The organism is Legionella oakridgensis ATCC 33761 = DSM 21215 (assembly GCF_000512355.1).
Taxonomy (GTDB): domain Bacteria; phylum Pseudomonadota; class Gammaproteobacteria; order Legionellales; family Legionellaceae; genus Legionella_A; species Legionella_A oakridgensis.
The window spans coordinates 139,859-161,944 of record NZ_CP004006.1 but is presented as its reverse complement, the minus strand read 5'-3'; the positions used below and the strand labels follow the sequence as shown (position 1 = coordinate 161,944).

Below are 22,086 nucleotides of genomic sequence, written 5' to 3'. Positions count from 1 at the left end.
AATTATTTTCATGGCTAACAATCCCAGATAACAGGGATAAGCTATCATTGTTTGGTTAACAATGTATCCAAGGCATTGCGGATGGTTTTAAAGGACGTGGTTGGCGGGTAGCGTCTTAAAACCCGGCCATGTTGATCAACCAAAATTTTAGTGAAATTCCAAGGAATAAATATCCATGGCTTTTTCTCGATGTGGCTAGCAAGATAAGCGTATAAAGGCGCTTGCTTTGGTCCTTTGACATCACACTTGCCAAATAAAGGAAACGTAACCCTAAAGCAACTTTCCGCAAACGCCTTGATTTCTTCATTGCCACCAGGCTCCTGCTCACGAAATTGATTGCAGGGAAACCCCAACACCACAAAACCACGCTGACGATAGTCCTGATACAAGGATTCAAGCTCAGCGTATTGCTTGGTAAATCCGCAACGGCTAGCCACATTCACAATGAGCATTACCTGCCCCTGATAAGGTTGCAATGTTGTGGATTCTCCGTTGATGGTTGTCATCGGAATATCATAAAGGTCTGTTGGCATAACATGCTCTGTCATTGCAAAAGTTAATAATAGATTAATGACTTATTTAAAAAATACAAAATCCCGATAACAATTCATTGACAAAAGGGATTAATTTTTGCAAATTTGCATGATTATAAATCATTCAAGATGACAAAAGCGAATTATGAAATACATTGAATTGCCACCAGGTGTTGACGTTTTGCAACAAGATTCAGAGGGTTATCATTATTTTAAATACCAAGAAAATACTTATTACCTTCACACCATTGTTGCAACCGCGGAAAAAGAAATTTTTTATGGACACAATGGGTTATCGCTATACGTGGGTGAGCGCTGCCCAAGAAAAGACGTCTTGTATGCTGAATACCTATCAAGGGAAGGACAACCTGCCAGTTGGTGCAAAATATACAATGGCATTCAAAAAGGCAAAGACATTGATCGCATGATGCAAGCGCAATCCTGGATAGTGACTACGCCTTTATCAACATCCCGTCGTGAAAAAGCTGAAGACGCACGCCAAGAGCAACGAGATGACCGCCGGCAGAAAGGTCCAAAAAGCATTTAGTCCATGCGCCCTCTTCAGCCATGGACTTTGAGAAAATCAAACATTATTCAATGCCATTATGCCTTAATAAAGCATCGACAGTAGCCGGCCGTCCTCGGAAGGATTGGTAAGCGTCTTCTGCGTTTCGTGCACCCCCCACTTCAAGGATACAACGAAGAAAATCACGTCCCGTGGTTTCATTAAAAATCCCTTCTTCTTCAAACCGTGCAAAAGCATCGCTGGACAGCACTTCAGCCCATTTATAACTGTAGTATCCGGCCGCATACCCGCCACCAAAAATATGGGCAAAACTATGCTGAAACCGATTGTAAGGCACAACTGGAACCACGGAAATATTCCGACGAACGTCTGCAAGGATTGAAGCAATAAACTCTGGTTGATTACTCACGTACTCCTGATGAATACGAAAATCAAAAATAGAAAATTCAAGCTGACGCATCATCATCATGGCGGATTGAAAATTTTTTGCAGCCAACAACCTTGCAAGCATGTCTTTCGGCAAAGCCTCTCCTGTATCACGATGCGACGTTAATAGTTGCAACGCTGGCTCTTCCCAACACCAGTTTTCAAAAAATTGACTGGGTAACTCGACCGCGTCCCATTCCACTCCATGGATGCCGGAAACACTCAAGTAATCGACTTGTGTCAACAGATGATGCAAACAATGACCAAATTCATGAAACAGCGTCAATACTTCATCATGCGACAAGCAAGCCACTTGATTTGCCGCAGGTTTAGCAAAATTACAAGTCAAGGTTGCAATTGGCCGCTGAATACTGCCATCTGCAAGTTTACGTCGGCTTTGGCAAGAATCCATCCAGGCCCCGCCGCGTTTTTGCGAACGGGCAAACAAATCGGCATACAGATAACCACGGGTGTTATGTTCAGCATCTTTGATTTCATAACAACGTACATCCGGATGCCAAGTATCAACGCCTTTAACCTCTTGAATGCTCATGCCATATAATTTATTTACAATGGTAAACAATCCTTCCATCACCTTGGGCAGTGGAAAAAAAGGACGCAACTCTTCTTCAGAAATCGCATGCAGTTTTTGTTTTTTCTTCTCGGACATGTAAGCAATGTCCCATGGTTGCATAGCATCGATTGCATAATGCTCTTTAGCAAATTCCTGCAAATCCTTAAACTCTCTTTTGGCTTGTTCGTAAGCACGATGACTTAAATCCCATAAGAAATCCGTCACCTGCTTGCACGATTTTGCCATTTTGGTAGCCAACGATAATTCCGCATAATTCGCAAACCCAAGCAACTGGGCTTTTTCATGGCGTAACGCCAGCAACTCGTTCATGACTGCGGTATTATCAAATTGTCCTGCGTTAGGACCTTGATCGGAGGCCCTGGTTACATAAGCCTGATAAATTTCTTCGCGCAACGCGCGATCATTGGCATAAGTAACCACAGCAAGATAGCAAGGAATTTCGAGATTAAGCACCCAACCATCCAATTTCTTTTCTTCAGCCAATACACGCGCATGATGCAAGGCATGTTCTGGCAAACCAGTCAAACGAGAAGCGTCGGTGACATGCAGCTGGTAAGCCTGGCTTGCATCAAGAACATTGTTTTCAAATTGGTTGGATAATTCCGATAAACGTGTCTGAATTGCTTCAAACCGCTGTTTTTTTTCAGCAGACAGTGCCACACCAGACAATTCAAAATCACGCAATGCATCTTCCACAATTTTAGTCTGGGCGTCGTTTAAAATGTTCCTGTCTAAAGATTTGACCGCTTCGTATAAGCGTTGATTATGACCGATGGTCGCTTCATAAGAGGACAATTTAGGCAAACACGCCTGGTAACAGTCCCGTAAAGCGGGCGAATTAACCACAGCATGCAAATGCGCTACAGGGGACCAGAAACGCTCAAGCGCATCCTCCATGTCTTCTAAAGGCTGCATGAGATTATCCCAAGTAAATGAATTGTTTTGAGACAATAGACTGGAAATCTGCTGTAAATTAGCATTTAAGAGCGCATCAAGCCGTTCAACAAAATGTTTAAGATCAATATCAGTAAATTGGGGTAAAGATATAGTGGACATAAAAGCCTCAAGTTAATCTTAAAGGCAATAAGGATAGCATTGAAAATCAGCGGACTGCTACTAGAGATTCAACGCGTACGCTGTTCCTTCTTGATAAGAAGCAAGATCATCTGTACCGGCTGGTAATTGCAATTCTTGCTGCGAAATTGGCAATGAAAGGCCAGGTTTAAAGAGACTATGACGGACTAAATTAGATTCTTTCTGCGGTTCAATCTTGAGGCAAGAAACATCATCCGATGGTCTTTGCCTTTGCAATTGTTGACTTGCATTATGAATAACAATAGTCGTTAATACAGCCAGTGCTGCGCCAATGACGGGAATTAATGGATTAAAAGCAAACACCGGGAGTGCAAGACTGATGGCCACCAGTAACACAACGGTGTTGGTGACACTAAGATAAAGCCGCGTACGCTCATGGTTAATGCGTTTTTCCAAATGCACTTGATAATTCCGAATTTCGTCTTGTTCTTCTGCAGAAATTCCTTCACGATTAAGCATTTGCGCATAATATGCCTGTAATTTCCGCAACCGACTGATTTCAACATAAGCTTGTGTGGCAGCCATTGCGATATCAAATACTTGCAATGCCACCGCAAGATAAATACTAAACGGTGCCAGTGTGCCAATCAGCACAAAACAGTTCAGTAACCCGGCAGTCAACCAGGCAGAGTCATTCCCCAGTAAAAACCATCGGCGCTTCCATTGCAGCATGAACCTTGTTTGCCATCCTAAATCATATTCTTCTTTGCTCATCCACCAACCAGGGATTGTATGTTTTGCCATCATGGTTAGATTAACAAGCAATCTTGGAGTGAAAAAAATCCAGTTAAAATACGCCAAAGCAGGGCGAACCCATTCATCCATCAAACCCACCCATTGCCGGTAAGGGGAAAGTTCTTGCGTCAAAAGGCTGGAAGTGATTAATAATCGCCTGACACGTATGGAATAAAGTCGCGCCCAATTGAGTGGAGCAGATACCTCATGAACTCTTTTACTAATCCCCAATTCCTGGCTAAGGTTTTCTTCATCGACTTGTGGCTTAAATTGATAGCCTTGTGCCATCAATAAATTGCGGTAAATGGTTTGCTCGCGGCGCAAACGCTCAATTTCACGTGGAACATTTAAATAATCGCGATAAACAATCTCCAGAGTTTCTGCCAATATCAGCGCTGTTTTTATTTGTCGAGTTAATTGCGACGGATCTTGCAGGCGCATGAAATCATGAGCCAATTGCGTACAAAGCACACTGTATTCAAAACGGAGCAACGTATGGTGACAAACCAGTTTACGAAAAAAATCAATATCTTTCTTACGCAACTGCTCTGTGAATGCCCACGTTTTTAATTCTTCACATGCTTCAGGCAAATTAAATCCGTCGGATTGTAATCTCTGTAAAATGACTGACATTAGGCACAAATGTTAGTTAAATAGTACGATCATCCTAGAAAATGGACAAAAAGTAAAATTTTTTTCACTTTGCCATTAGGTCAACTTGCCGAATGACCTCTTCTGAGCGACAATAGTGCCCCTGTTGACCGTCAATGAGCACGCATGAGTTCAATCAAAGAATTATCTCTTGCCATCCGCTTTCTAAGCATCGATGCTGTTGAAAAAGCCCAATCTGGCCACCCAGGTATGCCCTTAGGTATGGCCGACATCGCCACGGTATTATGGAAAAAATTCTATAAACATAACCCTAAAAATCCACATTGGTTTAATCGCGACCGTTTTGTTCTATCGAATGGTCATGGCTCCATGTTGCTTTATTCGCTGCTGCACTTGACCGGTTATAATTTAAGCTTGGATGAATTAAAAAATTTTCGTCAACTGCATTCCAAAACGCCCGGACATCCAGAATGCACGGAAACGCCTGGCGTGGAAACGACTACAGGCCCGCTAGGCCAGGGGCTTGCCAATGCGGTTGGCATGGCCATTGCTGAAAAAATCCTTGCCACCCAATTTAATGATGAAGAAACCACTCTGGTGGATCATTTTACTTATGCATTTGCTGGCGATGGTTGCATGATGGAAGGCATTTCTCATGAAGCCTGTTCTCTTGCGGGCACGCTCGGGCTTGGCAAATTAATTGTCTTTTATGATGACAATGGCATTTCCATTGATGGCAAAGTCGACCCTTGGTTTACCGATGATACGGCCGCCCGCTTCAGAGCCTATCATTGGCATGTGATTGATGCTGTTGATGGGCATGATTACGCAGCCATTGAGCAAGCAATCTCTGCGGCTCGCCAGGAAACCACCAAACCAACGCTCATTATCTGCAAAACCATCATTGGCTATGGTTCCAATGCAGCAGGCAGTGAGAAAGTCCATGGCGCGCCATTAGGAAGTGAAGACATTCAGCAGCTAAGAGAACGCTTCCATTGGCCACATCCACCATTTGTTATCCCTGATGCGCTCTATGCTCGTTGGAATCATGTTGAGCAAGGTGTGCAAGATGAGCAACGCTGGCTCAAGGATTGCCATCATTATCAACACCGACGCCCCAAGGATTACCATGAGTTTTTACGGCGAATCAACGGTGATTTACCCGACCATTGGCCAACCGATGCCAACGTATTTATCCAACACTGTCAGGAAAACAATAAAGACGTCGCAACTCGCAAGGCATCCCAGCAATGTCTGGAACATTATGCAGCTTTACTGCCGGAACTTTTAGGAGGCTCTGCTGATCTTACGGGCTCCAACAACACCAATTGGTCAGGCAGCAAAGCCATTACCCACGATCATTTTAACGGCAATTATCTTTATTATGGCGTGCGCGAATTTGCCATGTCAGCCATTATGAATGGCATTGCCTTGCATGGTGGTTTTATTCCTTATGGCGGGACATTTTTAGTGTTTAGCGATTACGCCCGCAATGCAGTACGTTTAAGCGCGTTAATGAAGCAACGGGTGATTTATGTGTATACCCACGACTCCATCGGATTAGGTGAAGATGGACCGACGCATCAACCCATTGAACATGCCGCTATGTTACGCATGACTCCGGATCTTGACGTATGGCGTCCGGCGGATCTGACAGAAACTGCCGTAGCTTGGCAACAAGCCATTGAACGTCACAATGGCCCCTCATGCCTGCTGTTATCACGACAAAATTTGCCTCCCTTAGGCCATTCTGCTCAGCAACTTACTCAAATTCAACGCGGCGGTTATATTCTTAAGGATTGCCAATCTTTACCCGATATCATCCTGATTGCTACTGGTTCAGAAATGCAAATAGCCGTGGCTGCTGCAAGTTTACTCGAAGAACAAGGGATACGGATGCGAGTCGTGTCCATGCCATGCGCTGAACGTTTTCTGTTGCAAGAAACCACTTATCAAGAGCAGGTACTGCCAAAAACCGTACGCAAACGAATAGCCATTGAAGCGGCTGCCACAGCATACTGGTATCGTTTTGTCGGTCTTGATGGAATCGTGATAGGTCTGGATCGCTTCGGCACCTCAGCACCTGCACAAAAAGCCTATAATTATTTAGGAATCACAGTAGAACAAACGGTAGCTGCAGCGCAGTCTTTACTGACAAGATCGAGTTAAAGCCAAGCCACAAGCCACCTACTTTTTATAAAGCGAAAAAATAATTTTAAATATGCTCTTAGGTTCGGAGAAGTAACATGACAATACGCATTGCAATTAATGGTTATGGCCGCATCGGCCGTTGTATTTTACGATCAATTTTTGAATACGAACGTCAACATGATTTTAATGTCGTCGTCATCAATGATTTGTCAGGCATTGATATTACCGCCCATTTAACCCGCTACGATTCAACGCACGGTCGTTTTCCAAAAAAAGTCGAAATAGATGGAGAATACCTCGTTATCGATGGCCATCGTATTCTTGTCACAGCTGAACGCCGTCCGGAAGCATTACCATGGAAAACGTTAGACGTTGATCTCGTTCTAGAATGCACAGGACATTTCACCACGCATGAAGCGGCCATGCAACACATCACCGCAGGCGCAAAAAAAGTGCTGATTTCAGCACCTGGAAAAAATGCTGACACGACGATTGTCTATGGCGTCAACCATCATACGCTTCAGGCTTCTGACATCGTCGTATCCAATGCCTCTTGCACCACCAATTGCCTGGCACCCGTCGTTAAACCGCTCCATGATGCCTTGGGAATCGAATATGGCTTATTAAATACCGTTCATGCTTATACCAAAGATCAAATGCTTCTTGACGGCAGCCACCCGGATTTACACCGCGCACGTGCCGCAGCCCATTCCATCATCCCGACAAAAACTGGTGCAGCTTCTGCCGTTGGTCTGGTGTTGCCTGAATTGGCCGGCAGATTAGATGGATTTGCCATGCGTGTACCAACGCTGAATGTGTCTGCCATTGATTTAACATTTACAACAAAACGCCCTACTTCTGTCGATGAAGTCAATGACATCATGCGGAAAGCAAAAAGTGACATATTACACATTAATGAAGAGCCTCTAGTTTCTTGTGATTTTAATCATCACCCAGCATCCGCAATCTTTGACACCACCCAAACAAAAGTCCTAGGCCACTTAGTCAAGATTGTTGCCTGGTATGACAACGAGTGGGGATTTTCTAATCGTATGCTGGATACGGCTTATCACATGATGAACCTTTAAGGAATGGTCATGAACCTTATTAAAATGAGTGATCTTGATTTACATGACAAACGTGTCTTGATTCGAGAAGACTTAAACGTACCCATTAAAGAAGGGATAATCACCAGCGATCAGCGTCTGCAAGCTGCATTACCCACCTTGCGTATGGCCTTGGAGAAAGGTGCTGCAGTGATTGTACTTTCCCATCTGGGTCGTCCCGAAGAAGGTAAATTTGAGACTCGTTTCTCTCTGGAACCAATTGCTGAATATTTAGCTTCCCACCTTGATTATCCCGTGCATTTTTCCAACCATTATCTGGACGGCGTTGAGGTCAAACCAGGTGAACTCATAGTATGTGAAAATGTACGCTTTAATCCAGGTGAAAAAGCCAATGATGAAATCTTGGCTAAAAAACTTGCTGCTTTATGTGATGTGTTCGTCATGGATGCCTTCGGTACTGCTCATCGCGAGCAAGCGTCGACTTATGGCGTCGCTCAATACGCCCCAATTGCCGCTGCCGGACCACTCTTGGTTCGTGAGCTTGAAGCCTTGCAGCACGTGCTTGAAGCACCGGAAAAACCAATTGTGGCCATCGTCGGTGGCGCAAAAATCTCCTCTAAATTATCGCTTCTTAAACAAATGGTAACCCTGGTGGATGTTTTAATTCCTGGGGGAGGCATCGCTAATACGTTTCTCAAGGCACAAGGTCATGAAATTGGCGTTTCCCTGTATGAACCAGGGCTGCTTGATGAAGCGCGCGCCGTATTGGCGCTTGCTGCAGAAAAAGGATGTCAAATTCCCCTGCCTGTTGATGCCGTGGTTGGAAAATCATTTAGCGATAGCTGTCCGGCTTTTAATAAAGCATTATCTAATGTTGCAACAGACGACATGATTATGGATATTGGTCCCAATACCATCACTCAATATATTGATTTTCTTGATGCCGCCAAAACCATTATATGGAATGGTCCTGTTGGAGTATTTGAATTTCCGCAATTTGCTTATGGTACTCGTGCATTAGCCATTGCCATAGCAAACAGCGAAGCATTTAGCATCGCCGGTGGCGGAGATACATTGGCAGCCATTGACCAATATGATCTGACAGATCAGATTTCTTATATCTCTACTGGAGGTGGGGCATTTCTGGAATACCTTGAAGGCCGGCCACTGCCTGCAGTCGTCATTTTGGAAAAACGAGCCAAGAATGCAACGTCGTCGCACTAAAATTGTCGCCACCATAGGCCCTGCCAGTCATGCACCGGAAATATTACGAGCCATGCTTCTGGCGGGCGTGGATGTATTGCGCATTAATTTTTCTCACGCTACCAAAGAGTTTGCTCAAACCATTAAACTGGCACGCACGCTTGCAGCTGAGCTTCATCGCCCACTAGCCATCATGGCCGATTTGCAAGGTCCTAAAATTCGTATAGGGCGTTTTAAAAATAACACCATTATCTTGGTGGAAAAACAAACCTTTACCCTGTCATGCGCAAGCGATGCCAAATTGGGCGATGAAACTGGCGTGTCCGTTGCCTATCCCAATTTATGCAACGAATTAACCGTTAATGATCATTTATTGCTGGATGACGGTTTAATTGAATTGATGGTGACGGCTATCAGAGCACCTTACATCGATTGCATCGTCATTGAAGGCGGTGTATTGAGCAATAATAAAGGCATTAACCGCAAAGGCGGAGGTTTAGCTGCCGGGGCGCTCACGGATAAAGACAAGGAAGATATGGCTGCAGCAATCGCTGCTAAAGTGGATTATATCACGTTGTCTTTTGTAAAAGATGCTAATGATATCCGCACCGCGCGGCAAATTTTAACGAATTTGGGTGCATCACAGATACCAATCATTGCAAAAATTGAGCGAACCGAAGCATTAGGCTGTTTAACCGACATCATTCTGGAAGCAGATGCCGTGATGGTTGCCCGCGGCGACCTAGGGGTAGAAATTGGCGCGGCGGAAGTACCCGCCATTCAAAAACGCATCATTGAGCAAACCCGGCAATTAAATAAAATTGTCATTACTGCAACTCAAATGATGGAATCGATGATTACTCATCCACAACCTACACGTGCCGAAGTATCGGACGTAGCAAATGCCATTCTCGATGGCACAGACGCAGTCATGCTATCTGCAGAGACAGCCAGTGGACAATATCCGGTAAAAGTCATCCAAATGGTTGATAAAATTTGTCTGAGTGCGGAAAAGCACGCAGCTTTTTTTTATCAAACAGAAAGCGACTCATGTCGCTATCCACGAGCCGATCAAGCCATTGCGATGGCAACAATGCATGTCGCCAACCATTTCCCGATTAAAGCCATTGTTGCACTAACCGAATCCGGAGCAACCGCCATCTGGATGTCGCGTCATTATAGTACAGTCCCCATTTATGCCATCTCAGATAATGAAGACACGGTAAGGAAATTAAGCCTGGTCAATAACGTTTTTCCTTTATTTTATGATTATCGCGAGATAGCCAGCAAAAACATTAATCAGCAAATAATTACTTATCTGCTGAAAAAAAATCTGGTTGAAGAAAATACCTTTTTATTACTGACGCGGGGTAATGTGATAGGCAAGCCTGGCGGTACGAATTGCATGGAAATCATACGCGCCAAGTAAAGCAGTCTACGCTCCAAATTGGGGTGCAGCAACCGTCATGAGTTTTTCTGTAAAAGTATCTAGCTTTTGTTCAGAATCGGTCTTTGCTGGTTTAAAGAAACGAAACTCCCCGGTAAATGCTTTATGGATTAATGGCACCACTCCCCCTGTCACGATTGCCGTAAACCAAAAAGCCAAATCCGCAAGAACCTTTCCCCAGCCACGGTGTTCTTTCAATACTGAACGAGCCTCTTCTATGGCTGTGCTGCAACGTATATGAAACGTATTAAAACTTATTTTTTTATCCTTAAAAAAATCCTGAGCCGCTTGCTCAAGTTTGGTCTGTAATGTTTCACCAACTTTACTAGCCGCAACGTAACTAGCGTTTGTTTTTGCCTTGTTCGTCAGCTCCTCACTTTTCAATTTAATTTGCTGCAATAACTCTTCAAACCCAGGCCAGCATTGCTCTATCAAACCCTCATTCGTTGATTGTATTTGTTTTCTAATTATGACGCGCATTGCTTCATATTTGGACAACGCTGACACCAAGGCACGTTGGCCATTCTCTATCTTATTCAACGGTTGATCAATCCCTTGCAAACATTCTGGTGTTTGCGTAGTTTCAAAAACTGCTGTCAAACCTGCCGCCAGTGCATTTAACGTACAATACAATCGACCAACACTACAGCGCAACGCGAACTCACTGCGATAAAAATTTTTCGTCTCTAAATCAAATTGCGCGAAATTTTTAGACGCTTGCAATTGCCGTTGAGCTTCCTCACTGAATAAATACGTATCTGCAAGTTCCGTGATTTCTGTTTGCAGAATGCCAAAGAGCTCCGTTAAATACTGATGAGCCTTTGTGGAATTATTTTTAGCAACAGCCCCTAATAACTTATTTTTAAGGTCAGTAACATGATTTTCTTCTGTACCATTGGCTTGACGAGAATGCTGAGAATACTGTTGCTCAAATTCGCTCAAATCTTGCACAGGAGGATGATAAATAAAACTATCCAGCCGCCATCGGCGATATTTACCAAGAAGATTAGGATATTTTTGTTGCAAAAGAGCCAATGCTTTTTTTAGCTCACTCAGGCGCTCTAACTCTTTCATATAGCCTCAAAATAATGAATACAAAAAAACCCCATGATGGTTACATAATAGGCAATTATTTGCAAGTCATGATGCGCGTATGTTAGGGCAAGCACATCTAAATTTTGAACATGTATTTATTAAAAAACTGTCCTTGCGATAGCGAAGCAACCCAGATCGATACCCTATTGAAAATTAGGTCTGGACAATTGCTTCGCTATCGCTCACAAAGACGACGTTCAGGATTATTTTTAATCATAAGATGCATTTGCCCTGATGCGTATGCGGGTTAATCCCAAGGGATTATGTCATTACTCAACCGGCTCTTTTTTTCGCGATAACCCTAATTTTTCCTTCAATCGAGCAACTGCTTCCGGATCATAAGGTCGAGCAGATTTATGTTTAACCATCACCGGCGCTGATTTAGCTGGTGGTGAAAATGCACTTTGCGCTGAGAGTGCAGGAAACTGTTCTGAATAAGACATTAATTCTGATTCTGAGTGATAACTAAGCGAGCTCGTCATTTTAAAGTGGTTGGGAACCGATTTACCAATCAGATTTTTACGCGCGTTTTTGGCGCTTTTTTCTACCATTTTTTTGATTTTTGTCGCGGCTCTTTCCGCTTCTTCTTCCGTCACTTGCCCAACTGGACTCCCGTGTAAATCAACACGCGTTTCACGTGCTTTTATTGATGCCAAATAATCAATGCGTCGAGTAAAAATAACAACAGCTTCCCGCAACTTTCCTCTGGAAATTCCCGCAGTAGCTGCTTCTTCTGCATGAACTAAAATATCATTCATAATCCCTACTTTTAGTGGCCTTATCTGCCTGGTATTATCAAAAGCACTCGGGAACGTAGCAGCCAACCAGCGTAAGGCTTCAACACGCAACTGCTTGGACTGATTTTTTTGTTTTTATTAATGACAGCCGTACGGGGATGCAACTCCTGTTTTCTCATGCGCTAACCCTTGTCTGGTACATTTGGTGAGAGGGGAAAATTGAGCATGCAATGTACAGCGTTTATGCTCATTTTGCAAGTCGCGGCAAACCATTCATTCCAGGTTGCATCCAACCATTAAATAGAAGATTATTATCAAAATTAGTTAAGCTATATAATTAATTAATAACATTCACTGAAAGGTAGCAGCACTATGAAACGTTTTATTTTGTCATGCATCGCTTTATTTTTCCCCGCCCTGGTTTTACTCATATACGATAATCCTGGCGGAGCCTTGGTAGCACTCATCCTGCAAGCAACCATAATCGGTTGGATTCCAGCCGCCATGTGGGCGTTTAAGACCATACATGAAGAAAAGAAAAGCTCATCCCAAAGAAAAAATAGCTAATCTCTTTTTCGTGCATTGTTTGGAGCCTATATGCAAACTCGTGTCATTGTAAACGGCGCACATGGAAAAATGGGGACACTGGCATGCGAAACCATCACCAAACACCCTGATTTCCAACTGGTAGCTGGTTTAACTCGAGAAGATGATTTGCAATCCGTTATCATGGAGACAAACGCGCAAATCGTCATCGATTTAACACGCGCCGATTGCGTTTATCAAAATTGCTTAACCATCATTAATAGCAAAGTTCATCCTGTGATTGGCACCAGTGGTTTGCTTGATGAGCAAATTAAAACGTTAAGAACACTTTGCGAAGAAAAAAAACTGGGCGGCATTATTGCACCCAATTTTTCCATCGGTGCCGTATTAATGATGCGATTTGCCGCCATGGCTGCTCGCTACTTACCCGAAGCTGAAATCATTGAGGTCCACCACCAGCAAAAATTGGATGCCCCTTCTGGAACGGCAATGAAAACGGCGGAATTAATTGCTGCTGCAAGGCGGTATGAGAAAAATCAACTTCCATTAAAGGAATTGGTTTCCGGCGCTAGAGGCGCTTCCTATCATGAAGTAAACATTCATTCACTACGCTTGCCTGGCGTGCTTGCCCAGCAGCAAGTCTTGTTTGGTAATCAGGGAGAAACCTTAAGCATTCATCACAACAGCATTGATCGCAACTCCTTTATGCCTGGAATAATTCTGGCCTGCCAACGAGTACAGACGATAAATTCACTCTATTACGGGCTTGAACATTTACTGGATGATTAATCCTATTGGATCATGTTACACTGACTCGCTGCACTCTTAAGAGTCCCTCTCATTATTAGAGTTTAGAAAGGAAGAAAAAGGATGATCGCAAAAAAAATAGGAGATTTTACTGGCTACTCAAATTCTGGAATTTACGACGCGATTCAAAATGCTTTAGAAAAAGCTGGAGAACACGTTTATTTCGAGGTAATAGAAACGTGTTGTTCCCAAGGAGGCGAGCATGATCGCCAATATCAAGTGACGTTGGCTACATTTGGTGAATAATTGCATTTAAAGGAGTTACGCAATGGTTTATACGGTACCTCATTATATTGCCGGCAATGCATACACAGAAAAAACAGATAAACGCCTCACCATTCATAATCCTGCGTTGGGTGAAGCAATCGGCGAAGTTTTTTCTGCCAACCAAGCCCTATGCAATAAAGCCATTGCAGCGGCGCAGGAAGCTTTCCCTGCCTGGTCAGATACCCCACCATTAAAGCGCGCGCGCATTTTATTTAAATTTCGTGAACTGCTGGAAAAACATCAGAATGAGCTTGCTAGCATAGTGACCCGCGAACATGGGAAAACGCTGGATGATGCCAAAGGTTCTGTAGCGCGTGCAATCGAAGTGGTTGAATTTCATTGTGGACTCATGACGCAACTGCAAGGCACTTTTTCATTGAATGTTGCCAACAATATTGATTGTCATACACTACGACAGCCTTTAGGTGTATGTGCCGGGATATCACCGTTTAACTTTCCAGTGATGGTTCCCGTTTGGATGATGATTCCTGCCATTGCCTGTGGAAATACCTTCATCCTTAAGCCGTCGGAACAAGATCCATCAGCACCCGTACGCTTGTTAGAATTACTTAGTGAAGCCGGATTGCCGGCCGGCGTTGCCAATTGCATTCACGGCGACAAAGCGGTGGTTGAGCTCTTGTTAAAACAACCCGAAATTCAAGCTTTTACTGCGGTTGCGTCCACGCCCGTTGCCGAATTTATTTATACAACCGCCTCCATGCTTGGCAAACGCGCTCATACGTTTGGGGGAGCTAAAAATCATTGTGTGGTCATGCCGGATGCTGATCTTGATTATGCAGCTAATGCCATCGTAGGCGCCGCCTATGGTTCCGCCGGCGAGCGCTGCATGGCCATTTCTGTGGTGGTCGCTGTCGGGGAACAAACAGGCGATCAGCTGCTGGAAAAACTTGTCCCATTAATTCAGGCTATTCGCGTCGATGCTGGTGATGCCCCCGGCGTAGATATGGGGCCTGTCATCAGTGCTAGCCATCGCCAACGCATACTGACAGCGATTGACAAAGGAATCGAGGAAGGCGCCAAACTCATGATTGATGGACGAGATTTCAGACACAGCCAATATCCCAATGGTTTTTTCCTAGGGCCATCCTTATTTGATGGAGTGACGGAAAATATGTCAATCTACCAAAATGAAATTTTTGGTCCAGTCCTGGTTGTCGTTCGAGTTCCAAATTTTGAAAAAGCCTTACAATTGATCAATCGTAATCAATACGGTAACGGCACTGCAATTTTCACTCGTGACGGTTATGCAGCACGAGAATACAGCCAGCGCGTCCAAGTGGGCATGGTTGGCATTAATATCCCCATTCCTGTGCCCATAGCAAGCCATCCTTTTGGCGGTTGGAAACAATCTTCCTTTGGCGACACCAACATGCATGGCTCGGAAAGCATTCAGTTTTATACAAGACGCAAGACCATCACCAGCCGCTGGCCAGTAACGGAATTGCATGCCAGCCAGTTCATCATGCCCAGTCATTAAAGGTCGCTTAACGCGCTATTTTCAAAGGAGAAAAAATGGCAAACATCGCTTTTATCGGATTAGGGCACATGGGCTTACCGATGGCAATTAACCTGGTGAAAGCCGGACATGTCGTCACAGGATTTGACTTACAATCTCAGGCACTGGATGCCTTAAACCAAGCAGGAGGAAACGCTGCCTCTTCCTTACAGGAAGCAGCCCGAAACAAAGACATTATCATCACCATGCTGCAAACAGGAGAGCAAGTGAAGGGAGTATGTCTGGGGGATGGTGGATTATTTACCGCTGCTCAAAATCATACCTTATTTATTGATTGCTCCTCCATTGACGTCCTAACCTCTCGCGCCATTCATCAGCATGCTGGCCAGCATAATATACAGGCTATAGACGCCCCTGTATCCGGAGGGGTAGCCGGTGCAGCAGCCGCTACATTAACTTTTATGGTTGGCGGTCCAGAACCTTATTTTACCCGTGCGCAGCCAATTCTTGCACATATGGGTAAAACCATCATCCACACTGGAGAAGCTGGCAGCGGTCAGGCAGCAAAAATTTGTAATAATATGATTCTTGGTATTTCCATGATTGCCATATCGGAAGCCTTTACTTTGGCCAGTCATTTGGGACTTTCAGCAAAAAAATTGCATGAAGTAGTCACTCATTCATCCGGACAATGTTGGGCGATGAGCCGTTATACGCCTGTGCCAGGTATCTTGGACAACGTTCCTGCCAATCATGATTATCAACCTGGTTTTACGGCGGCCATGATGCTTAAAGACTTGCGTTTAAGTCAACAATCTGCAGAAACCGCTGGCATTCATACGCCTCTGGGCCATCATGCCATGGAGCTTTATCAGCAAGTCAAAGAGCAAGGCATGGGAGAGTTGGATTTTTCTGCCGTGATCAAACTTATAAGTGCAGAATAATAGCCATTCAGGGCAACGCATCTTATGACTAAAAATAATCCTTAATGTCGTCTTTTCGAGCAAAGACAAGTTCTTTAACAAATACATGTTCAAAATATAGATGCGTTTGCTCTGATAGCCATTATTCATAGTTGACAAGAATTTTAATTTCAATTAAAGATTAAAGTTCAATCAACTCGCATGGAGAACTTACTATGGGTGATGAAGAAACAAATTCTACAGAAGATTCTACGTCAACAACACCTCTATGCCCTAAGACTCCTCCTCCCACCCCCGTTACAGATACTCTTCCAGTTCCTATACAGCGAAGGCCACCAACCCCTCCACTCTCTTTAAGCCAAACACCTGGCTCTTTTTTCTTTTCACCACGGGACGAGGAGAAAGCAAGACAAAGAGAATTCATACTCAGGGAGTTGCAATTTAAACCGGTTCAAAGAAAAGCACGTTACGTCTCAACGGTTCGAGAACATCTGCAAGATGAAGATGAATTATTGCAGAAAGAGACTATGATGGAAGAATTACTAAGAAAAGTGTCCCGAGCCAAATCAGGAACACCACCACTCCCAGTACCCAAAATTATCATACACCCAGCAACAGGTGAGGAAACTGACGATGACGCCGACGAAATTGAAACGATTTTCTCAATGGATCCTTAGACTCATCAACAGAATGCAAAGGCAACCAACGATTGAGGCGCAGAGTTACATGGGGTAAAACACTCCAGCAACACTTGCAACGCAGCACTAAAGAGACTGGTTATGCAAGAGGTCTATTGAATTCAAACCATTGATTTAAGACTTGAATTAATTCGTCTACTCCTTGGATTTTCAGGGAAGAAAACACTTGGACAGTCAGCAAATGTTGTACGGATTGATAATGTCTACGTACTTGCAACAAAGTACTTTGCGCCTGGCCACGACTTAATTTGTCCGCTTTGGTTAGTAAGACATGAACAGGGAGCTGGCGTTCAATAGCCCAGGCTGCCATCATTTGATCGAGCTCCTTAAGCGGATGACGAATATCCATCAAAAGCACCAGTCCGCGCAAACTGCCTCGGACTTCCAAATAATGAGCCAAGTTGTTTTGCCACTCTTGCTTGATTTGTTGCGAAACTTTCGCATACCCATACCCAGGCAAATCAACCAGACGCCGATTAGCATCACTCAAGCCAAATAAGTTAATCAATTGCGTCCGTCCCGGCGTTTTGCTGGTGCGAGCCAACCGCCGAATTCCAGTCAAACAATTTAGTGCGCTGGATTTACCAGCATTGGAGCGACCAGCAAAAGCAACCTCATAACCTGTATCGGGAGGTAATTGTTCAACGCGTGCAGCACTTTTTAAAAACTTGGCCTGAGTATACGGATTAATTAGCATGATAGAATTTGCAGATACGCTTTAAGACAGTGTAACATTAAACCAGACATAACCTATGGGACCAGAATGAAAAAAATAGCATTGGCCGTTGTCTTATGCTGTCCAATACTGGCAAATGCCGCAGGCAATTATGAGGCTGGAGAAAAAAAATCAGCCATTTGCATCGCTTGTCATGGACCCAAAGGCATTAGCAGTAATCCAGCCTGGCCCAGTATTGCAGGTCAACACGCTGCTTACCTCGTCAAACAATTGCAGGACTTTAAAGAAGGGAAAAACCGCAATGCAGCAACCATGACGCCGATTGTCGCAAACTTAAATAAGCAAGACATGGAAGATCTGGCTGCTTTTTATTCAGAGCAACCATTGCCTGAACTTGCGACCACCAAAAAATATCTGGCGCGCGGTGAACAATTATACCGTGGAGGGGATTTCAGGCAACATATTACTGCCTGCATTGCCTGCCATGGCCCACAAGGCAAAGGAAATGCTCAAGCCGGTTTTCCAGTACTTTCTGGCCAACAACCCATATATACGATTCAACAATTGCAAGCTTTTAAAGATCATGGGCGTCAAAATGATTTAAATGCAATCATGCAAGACATAAGCATGCGTATGACGAAAGAAGACATGGACGCCGTAGCGCATTATGTGGCTGGTTTGCATTAATAGGCTGTTTTTCAATGTTAATTTGCTTTAAAATAAATCAAATATTACCAGGGATTTTTGATCGTTTAACTGTACAATGCTCAGCCCTTGACATACGGCTTCATGATTCATTCATGAAAACAATAGAATAGTCAGAATAACCTAGGTAAATTTTTTATACTACATTATCGATCGATTTGCTAATAAGGTGGCTCATGCTGAAACAGATATTTTCCATGATTTTTTTGTTTATCATCTCTACAATGACCTTTGCCGAGGAATTTATTGCTGGAAAAGATTATGTCGTGATTAAAGATCCAGAGCCGGTTTCCTCTTCCGCCAACACGGTGGTTGTCACTGAATATTTCAGCTATGGTTGTCCTTGGTGTTATCGCCTTGAGCCTGAATTAAATCGTTGGGTCAATGCTCAAGGAAAAGCGATTTCTTACGACAAAATTCCTGTCATTTTTAACAAGGATTGGGAATATTACGCCAAGGCCTATTATACCGCCAAAGCACTGGATTTAGGCATGCAATTATCTCCGGTCTTATTCAATGCCATTCTTAAGGAAAAACAGTCACTCAACAGCGACCAAGCAATGATTGATTTTTTTGCAAGTCATGGGGTGGATGCCAAAATAGCCAGCAGCGCTTTCATGCATTCACCAAGCATTGATTTGGAGATTAATGATAGCAAAAGGCAAATGGCGCGTTATCAAATTGCAGCAGTCCCTGCTTTAATCGTCAATAATCAATATAAAACTGATTTACAAATGGCAAAATCCGAAGAACGGTTGTTTGCAATTCTGGATTTTTTAGTTAATAAATCAGGAAAAGAGCACCGTTAATGTTCAAATACCCAGGAGCAGGAAGCTATGGTGGCAAAAAAGACTGAAGTAAAGAAAAGTAAACCCGCTCATAAACAAGCGCTTGGTCTCATCAATAAACCTGAGAAATCTACTGCCAGCAAGCAAACCTATGACCGAATTGCCTGCATCTTTCAAGGTGGTGGGGCTTTGGGTGCCTATCAAGTCGGAGCATTTAAAGCCATTCATGAGCGAGGTTATAATCCCAATTTCTTAGCAGGCGTTTCAATTGGTTCTATCAACAGTTCTATCATTGCTGGCAACCCTCACGACCAACAAATAGAAAAATTGTTAGAATTTTGGAATACCATTACACCAACCTTACTCTCTGATTCATTAGGTCAGTTTCATGATTTTGATTTTACCCACCATTTAAGAAATCAAATGGGAGCTTTACATTCCTTATTATTTGGTTTGGACGGCTTTTTTAAACCCAGGCTCCTTCCACCTACTCCTTTAACGCACGACACTCCAGACAAATTAAGTTATTACGATACGTCAGAATTACGTAATACTCTGGAAAAGTTAATTGATTTTGATCGGATTAATAGCAAAAAAGTGACCCTTTGTCTCGGGGCTGTGAATGTGGCTAGTGGGGAAATGGAGTTTTTTAATAACCAAATGATGACTATTACCGTCGACCATATCTTGGCAAGTTGTGCGTTGCCTCCTGGTTTCCCAGCCATTAAAATCGGCGAGAACTATTATTGGGATGGTGGAATTTATGCAAACACACCGCTGGTCACAGTATTAGATGCCTTACCAGAACAAGATACCCTTTGTTTTATGGTCGACTGCTTCAGTTTGAAAGGAACGGTACCAAAAACCATGGACCAACTGGAGGAACGACAAAAAGATATCCGCTATGCCAGCCACTCGCGCCGTTTAACCAACGTTTACGCCAGCCGTAAAAACTTACAAACTGCTATTAATTATCTGGGACAAAAATTAACGCCCGAAGCCAAAAAAGATCCTGAAGTTCAAAAAATATTAGCGTTAGGGCATGAAAAAAGATTTAGTGTGGTACACATCATTTATCGTGATACGCCCTATTCCCACTCGTTTAAAGATTATAATTTCATCCGTCCTGTCATTAAATTGCGTTTTGAAACAGGCTACAACAATGCCACAGAGGTGCTTAATAACCCCGAATGGGAGAAAAAATCCGACAAAAAAATGTCTTGTTCCATTTATGGGGTCTCCGAAGGCTATTTTGAGCAACATTAACCATAGAGTAAGATCATACAATATTGATCAACAAACGCCTTCATAAAGTAAAATTTAGTCGTTTCCACGCGGGCGGAAATCTATTTCTTATAATGGGTCATAACTTTGTTTGAAAGATGGATTTCCGCCTGCGCGGAAATGACACAAATAGAGGATAACACAATCAAAATATGATTTTGTTCTACTTAGTGCCAAGTGGTTTTTTTCATAATGTTGACTAGACTTAAATATATGCTAGAGAGACCGGAGAGAACCATGGCCAAGAAAACACGTTCGCTAACATCGTTAGCATTGTTTGTGCTAACATCGGCTGGCGTTGGCATCATTGACCCAACACATACTGTTATTGCCGCCGCCAACGCAGCTGTAAGTCAGCCATCTTTCTCATTAAGTCAGTTCAATACTGATCTCAGCAATGGCAATGTAACTGATGCTGCAAACCAATTACAGGCAGCAACCACTGCCCAGCTAGGGTCTATCTCCATCAATCCCCAAGATACAACTGCAATGACTACCATGACCAATGCCATTGAGCAATCCTGGTGGACATCAGGAACATCACAATTTACGTCGATCGTTCAAGGCCTTTCTCCAACAGTATCAGCAGCCACCTTTAATTATGCGATAACCAATTACAGTAATCAAAACGATTTCGAAGCCACTGCTCAAAACATGATGCAGAATTTCTCCCAAGGACAATGGGCGAGCCTGGATCCTGCAACTCTGTCAAGTCAAAACTTCGCATCAACCTTTAACACTGTATATGCTAACGAGAGTACCGCACAATTTAACACTATGATTAGCGGGCTTAATAGTAATCCAGCCAATGCTGGAGCTGTGCTAACTGGCCTCGCTCAATATGACAGTGGCTATACCAGCGTAATAACTTCTGGGCTAAGCGCTACAACCTTTTCAGACCCCAAGTTCACTCAGAGTATAAATTCCTTAACCGCTCAAATTAATAGCAACAATCCCTAAACATCCCAGGCAGCCCAAGCAGCGGTTAATAATATTGTTAGTAATTTATCTAATTCACAATATTCAAATTTAGTTACAGGCATTGTAACGTCCGGAAATGCCAATTCATTGGCAAGCATCTTGGCCACCAACTCACCTCAAGAGCAAGGCCAAATAGGAAGTTTAAGCGCCACGACTTTATCAAGCCCAACGTTCAGCAGTGCCATGGGCATCTTAAGCCAAAACTCAGGACAATTTACGAACTTCATGAATGATCTAAACCAAACTCAACTTAATGCCATACTACCTAGTGGGTATTCCTATAAGAATGGCAATATATACAATAGCAATAATCAAATAGTATCCGCATCAGACGTTTTTCCTCCACCATCACCATCGGCTACCACCATGGGGGCAACTTCGCCTTCGATGAAAAGCGGCATCACAGATAGCGCATTAGAATCAAACAATCCATCCAGTAGTACGAATACGCTTCCAACATTTGATGCAAGCAAAGCAATCGAAGCAACTGAAGAAGCAGCGCCGGCACAATCACCAAACACACTATCACCACCGCAACAAGAGCAATCTGAAGGAGCACTTACCCCCCCTCCATCTGGGTTGTATAATAAATAAAATCCATTCCTTATTCTATGCTCCCCCAGCGTCTTACATAAACTGGGGGAACCAATTCTAAGTTACTAAACTTAATAATCTATTTATAAAAGTAAGCATCATCGGCTGGAATTTGATA

Annotated in this window: 23 protein-coding genes; 16 read left to right on the top strand and 7 right to left on the bottom strand. The window is 43.4% G+C overall.

All coding sequences use genetic code 11. From position 1 onward, the window contains the following. Positions 1 to 44 precede the first annotated feature (44 nt). Positions 45 to 533, bottom strand: a complete 489-nt coding sequence (locus LOA_RS00785; RefSeq protein ID WP_035892575.1) for a glutathione peroxidase — start codon at positions 531 to 533, stop codon at positions 45 to 47. Between the two features lie 145 nt (positions 534 to 678). On the opposite strand from LOA_RS00785, the gene LOA_RS00780 reads away from it, so the two are divergent. Further along, a complete protein-coding gene (locus LOA_RS00780; protein ID WP_025384740.1) occupies positions 679 to 1,080 on the top strand; it encodes a hypothetical protein in 402 nt (133 codons plus the stop codon). 43 nt (positions 1,081 to 1,123) lie between these two features. Here LOA_RS00780 and LOA_RS00775 read toward each other — a convergent pair whose 3' ends face one another. Then, positions 1,124 to 3,136 carry a M3 family metallopeptidase gene (locus LOA_RS00775; RefSeq protein WP_025384739.1) on the bottom strand — a complete coding sequence of 671 codons (2,013 nt, stop codon included), beginning with the start codon at positions 3,134 to 3,136 and terminating at the stop codon, positions 1,124 to 1,126. A 60-nt stretch (positions 3,137 to 3,196) separates the two neighbouring features. Beyond that, positions 3,197 to 4,501, bottom strand: coding sequence for a hypothetical protein (locus tag LOA_RS00770; protein ID WP_147370100.1), 1,305 nt, complete (start codon positions 4,499 to 4,501; stop codon positions 3,197 to 3,199). Positions 4,502 to 4,687: 186 nt separating this feature from the next. Here LOA_RS00770 and tkt point away from each other — a divergent pair, with 186 nt between their 5' ends. The 4 genes from tkt (at position 4,688) to pyk (ending at position 10,372) form a co-directional block, all read left to right on the top strand. Continuing rightward, positions 4,688 to 6,691 (top strand): transketolase, encoded by a 2,004-nt coding sequence (gene tkt, locus LOA_RS00765; RefSeq protein ID WP_025384737.1) that lies wholly within the window; start codon positions 4,688 to 4,690, stop codon positions 6,689 to 6,691. A 77-nt stretch (positions 6,692 to 6,768) separates the two neighbouring features. Continuing rightward, on the top strand, positions 6,769 to 7,761 hold the full coding sequence (gene gap / locus LOA_RS00760; RefSeq protein WP_025384736.1) for a type I glyceraldehyde-3-phosphate dehydrogenase: 993 nt from the start codon (positions 6,769 to 6,771) through the stop codon (positions 7,759 to 7,761). A 9-nt stretch (positions 7,762 to 7,770) separates the two neighbouring features. After that, a complete protein-coding gene (locus LOA_RS00755) occupies positions 7,771 to 8,964 on the top strand; it encodes a phosphoglycerate kinase (protein ID WP_025384735.1) in 1,194 nt (397 codons plus the stop codon). Continuing rightward, positions 8,945 to 10,372 carry a pyruvate kinase gene (gene pyk, locus LOA_RS00750; RefSeq protein WP_025384734.1) on the top strand — a complete coding sequence of 476 codons (1,428 nt, stop codon included), beginning with the start codon at positions 8,945 to 8,947 and terminating at the stop codon, positions 10,370 to 10,372. The genes LOA_RS00755 and pyk overlap by 20 nt, the downstream gene beginning before the upstream one ends. 6 nt (positions 10,373 to 10,378) lie before the next feature. On the opposite strand, the gene LOA_RS00745 is transcribed toward pyk, so the two are convergent. Then, positions 10,379 to 11,464, bottom strand: coding sequence for a hypothetical protein (locus tag LOA_RS00745; RefSeq protein ID WP_025384733.1), 1,086 nt, complete (start codon positions 11,462 to 11,464; stop codon positions 10,379 to 10,381). Between the two features lie 290 nt (positions 11,465 to 11,754). Continuing rightward, complete coding sequence (locus LOA_RS00740; RefSeq protein WP_420795679.1) at positions 11,755 to 12,309, bottom strand: ProQ/FinO family protein; 555 nt, start codon at positions 12,307 to 12,309, stop codon at positions 11,755 to 11,757. 285 nt (positions 12,310 to 12,594) lie between these two features. On the opposite strand from LOA_RS00740, the gene LOA_RS00735 reads away from it, so the two are divergent. The 6 genes from LOA_RS00735 (at position 12,595) to LOA_RS00710 (ending at position 16,919) form a co-directional block, all read left to right on the top strand. Then, the gene (locus LOA_RS00735) at positions 12,595 to 12,789 is read left to right on the top strand and encodes a hypothetical protein (protein ID WP_025384732.1); all 195 of its coding nucleotides are present in this window, start codon (positions 12,595 to 12,597) and stop codon (positions 12,787 to 12,789) included. 30 nt (positions 12,790 to 12,819) lie between these two features. Further along, on the top strand, positions 12,820 to 13,557 hold the full coding sequence (gene dapB, locus LOA_RS00730) for a 4-hydroxy-tetrahydrodipicolinate reductase (protein WP_025384731.1): 738 nt from the start codon (positions 12,820 to 12,822) through the stop codon (positions 13,555 to 13,557). Positions 13,558 to 13,638: 81 nt separating this feature from the next. After that, a complete protein-coding gene (locus tag LOA_RS00725) occupies positions 13,639 to 13,821 on the top strand; it encodes a dodecin domain-containing protein (protein WP_025384730.1) in 183 nt (60 codons plus the stop codon). 22 nt (positions 13,822 to 13,843) lie between these two features. After that, a complete protein-coding gene (locus tag LOA_RS00720) occupies positions 13,844 to 15,340 on the top strand; it encodes a CoA-acylating methylmalonate-semialdehyde dehydrogenase (RefSeq protein ID WP_025384729.1) in 1,497 nt (498 codons plus the stop codon). Positions 15,341 to 15,375: 35 nt separating this feature from the next. Next, a complete protein-coding gene (gene mmsB, locus LOA_RS00715; RefSeq protein ID WP_025384728.1) occupies positions 15,376 to 16,263 on the top strand; it encodes a 3-hydroxyisobutyrate dehydrogenase in 888 nt (295 codons plus the stop codon). A gap of 194 nt (positions 16,264 to 16,457) precedes the next feature. Next, positions 16,458 to 16,919 (top strand): hypothetical protein, encoded by a 462-nt coding sequence (locus tag LOA_RS00710; RefSeq protein WP_025384727.1) that lies wholly within the window; start codon positions 16,458 to 16,460, stop codon positions 16,917 to 16,919. A 100-nt stretch (positions 16,920 to 17,019) separates the two neighbouring features. Here the strand turns inward: LOA_RS00710 and yihA are convergent, their stop codons facing one another. Then, entirely contained in the window at positions 17,020 to 17,637 is a 618-nt protein-coding gene (gene yihA, locus LOA_RS00705) for a ribosome biogenesis GTP-binding protein YihA/YsxC (RefSeq protein ID WP_025384726.1), read from the bottom strand. A gap of 66 nt (positions 17,638 to 17,703) precedes the next feature. Here yihA and LOA_RS00700 point away from each other — a divergent pair, with 66 nt between their 5' ends. The 4 genes from LOA_RS00700 to LOA_RS00685 all read left to right on the top strand — a co-directional run bounded on the left by LOA_RS00700 (position 17,704) and on the right by LOA_RS00685 (position 21,353). Then, the gene (locus tag LOA_RS00700) at positions 17,704 to 18,303 is read left to right on the top strand and encodes a c-type cytochrome (RefSeq protein ID WP_025384725.1); all 600 of its coding nucleotides are present in this window, start codon (positions 17,704 to 17,706) and stop codon (positions 18,301 to 18,303) included. Positions 18,304 to 18,497: 194 nt separating this feature from the next. Further along, a complete protein-coding gene (locus tag LOA_RS00695; protein WP_025384724.1) occupies positions 18,498 to 19,130 on the top strand; it encodes a thiol:disulfide interchange protein DsbA/DsbL in 633 nt (210 codons plus the stop codon). A 27-nt stretch (positions 19,131 to 19,157) separates the two neighbouring features. Then, positions 19,158 to 20,375, top strand: a complete 1,218-nt coding sequence (locus tag LOA_RS00690) for a DUF3734 domain-containing protein (RefSeq protein ID WP_052335859.1) — start codon at positions 19,158 to 19,160, stop codon at positions 20,373 to 20,375. A gap of 255 nt (positions 20,376 to 20,630) precedes the next feature. Further along, complete coding sequence (locus LOA_RS00685; RefSeq protein ID WP_042238605.1) at positions 20,631 to 21,353, top strand: hypothetical protein; 723 nt, start codon at positions 20,631 to 20,633, stop codon at positions 21,351 to 21,353. On the opposite strand, the gene LOA_RS15685 is transcribed toward LOA_RS00685, so the two are convergent. Continuing rightward, entirely contained in the window at positions 21,350 to 21,481 is a 132-nt protein-coding gene (locus LOA_RS15685; RefSeq protein WP_272946926.1) for a hypothetical protein, read from the bottom strand. The two genes, LOA_RS00685 and LOA_RS15685, sit on opposite strands and share 4 nt — an antisense overlap. On the opposite strand from LOA_RS15685, the gene LOA_RS00680 reads away from it, so the two are divergent. Continuing rightward, on the top strand, positions 21,474 to 21,968 hold the full coding sequence (locus LOA_RS00680; RefSeq protein WP_042238603.1) for a hypothetical protein: 495 nt from the start codon (positions 21,474 to 21,476) through the stop codon (positions 21,966 to 21,968). The genes LOA_RS15685 and LOA_RS00680 overlap by 8 nt on opposite strands. Positions 21,969 to 22,086: the final 118 nt, after the last annotated feature.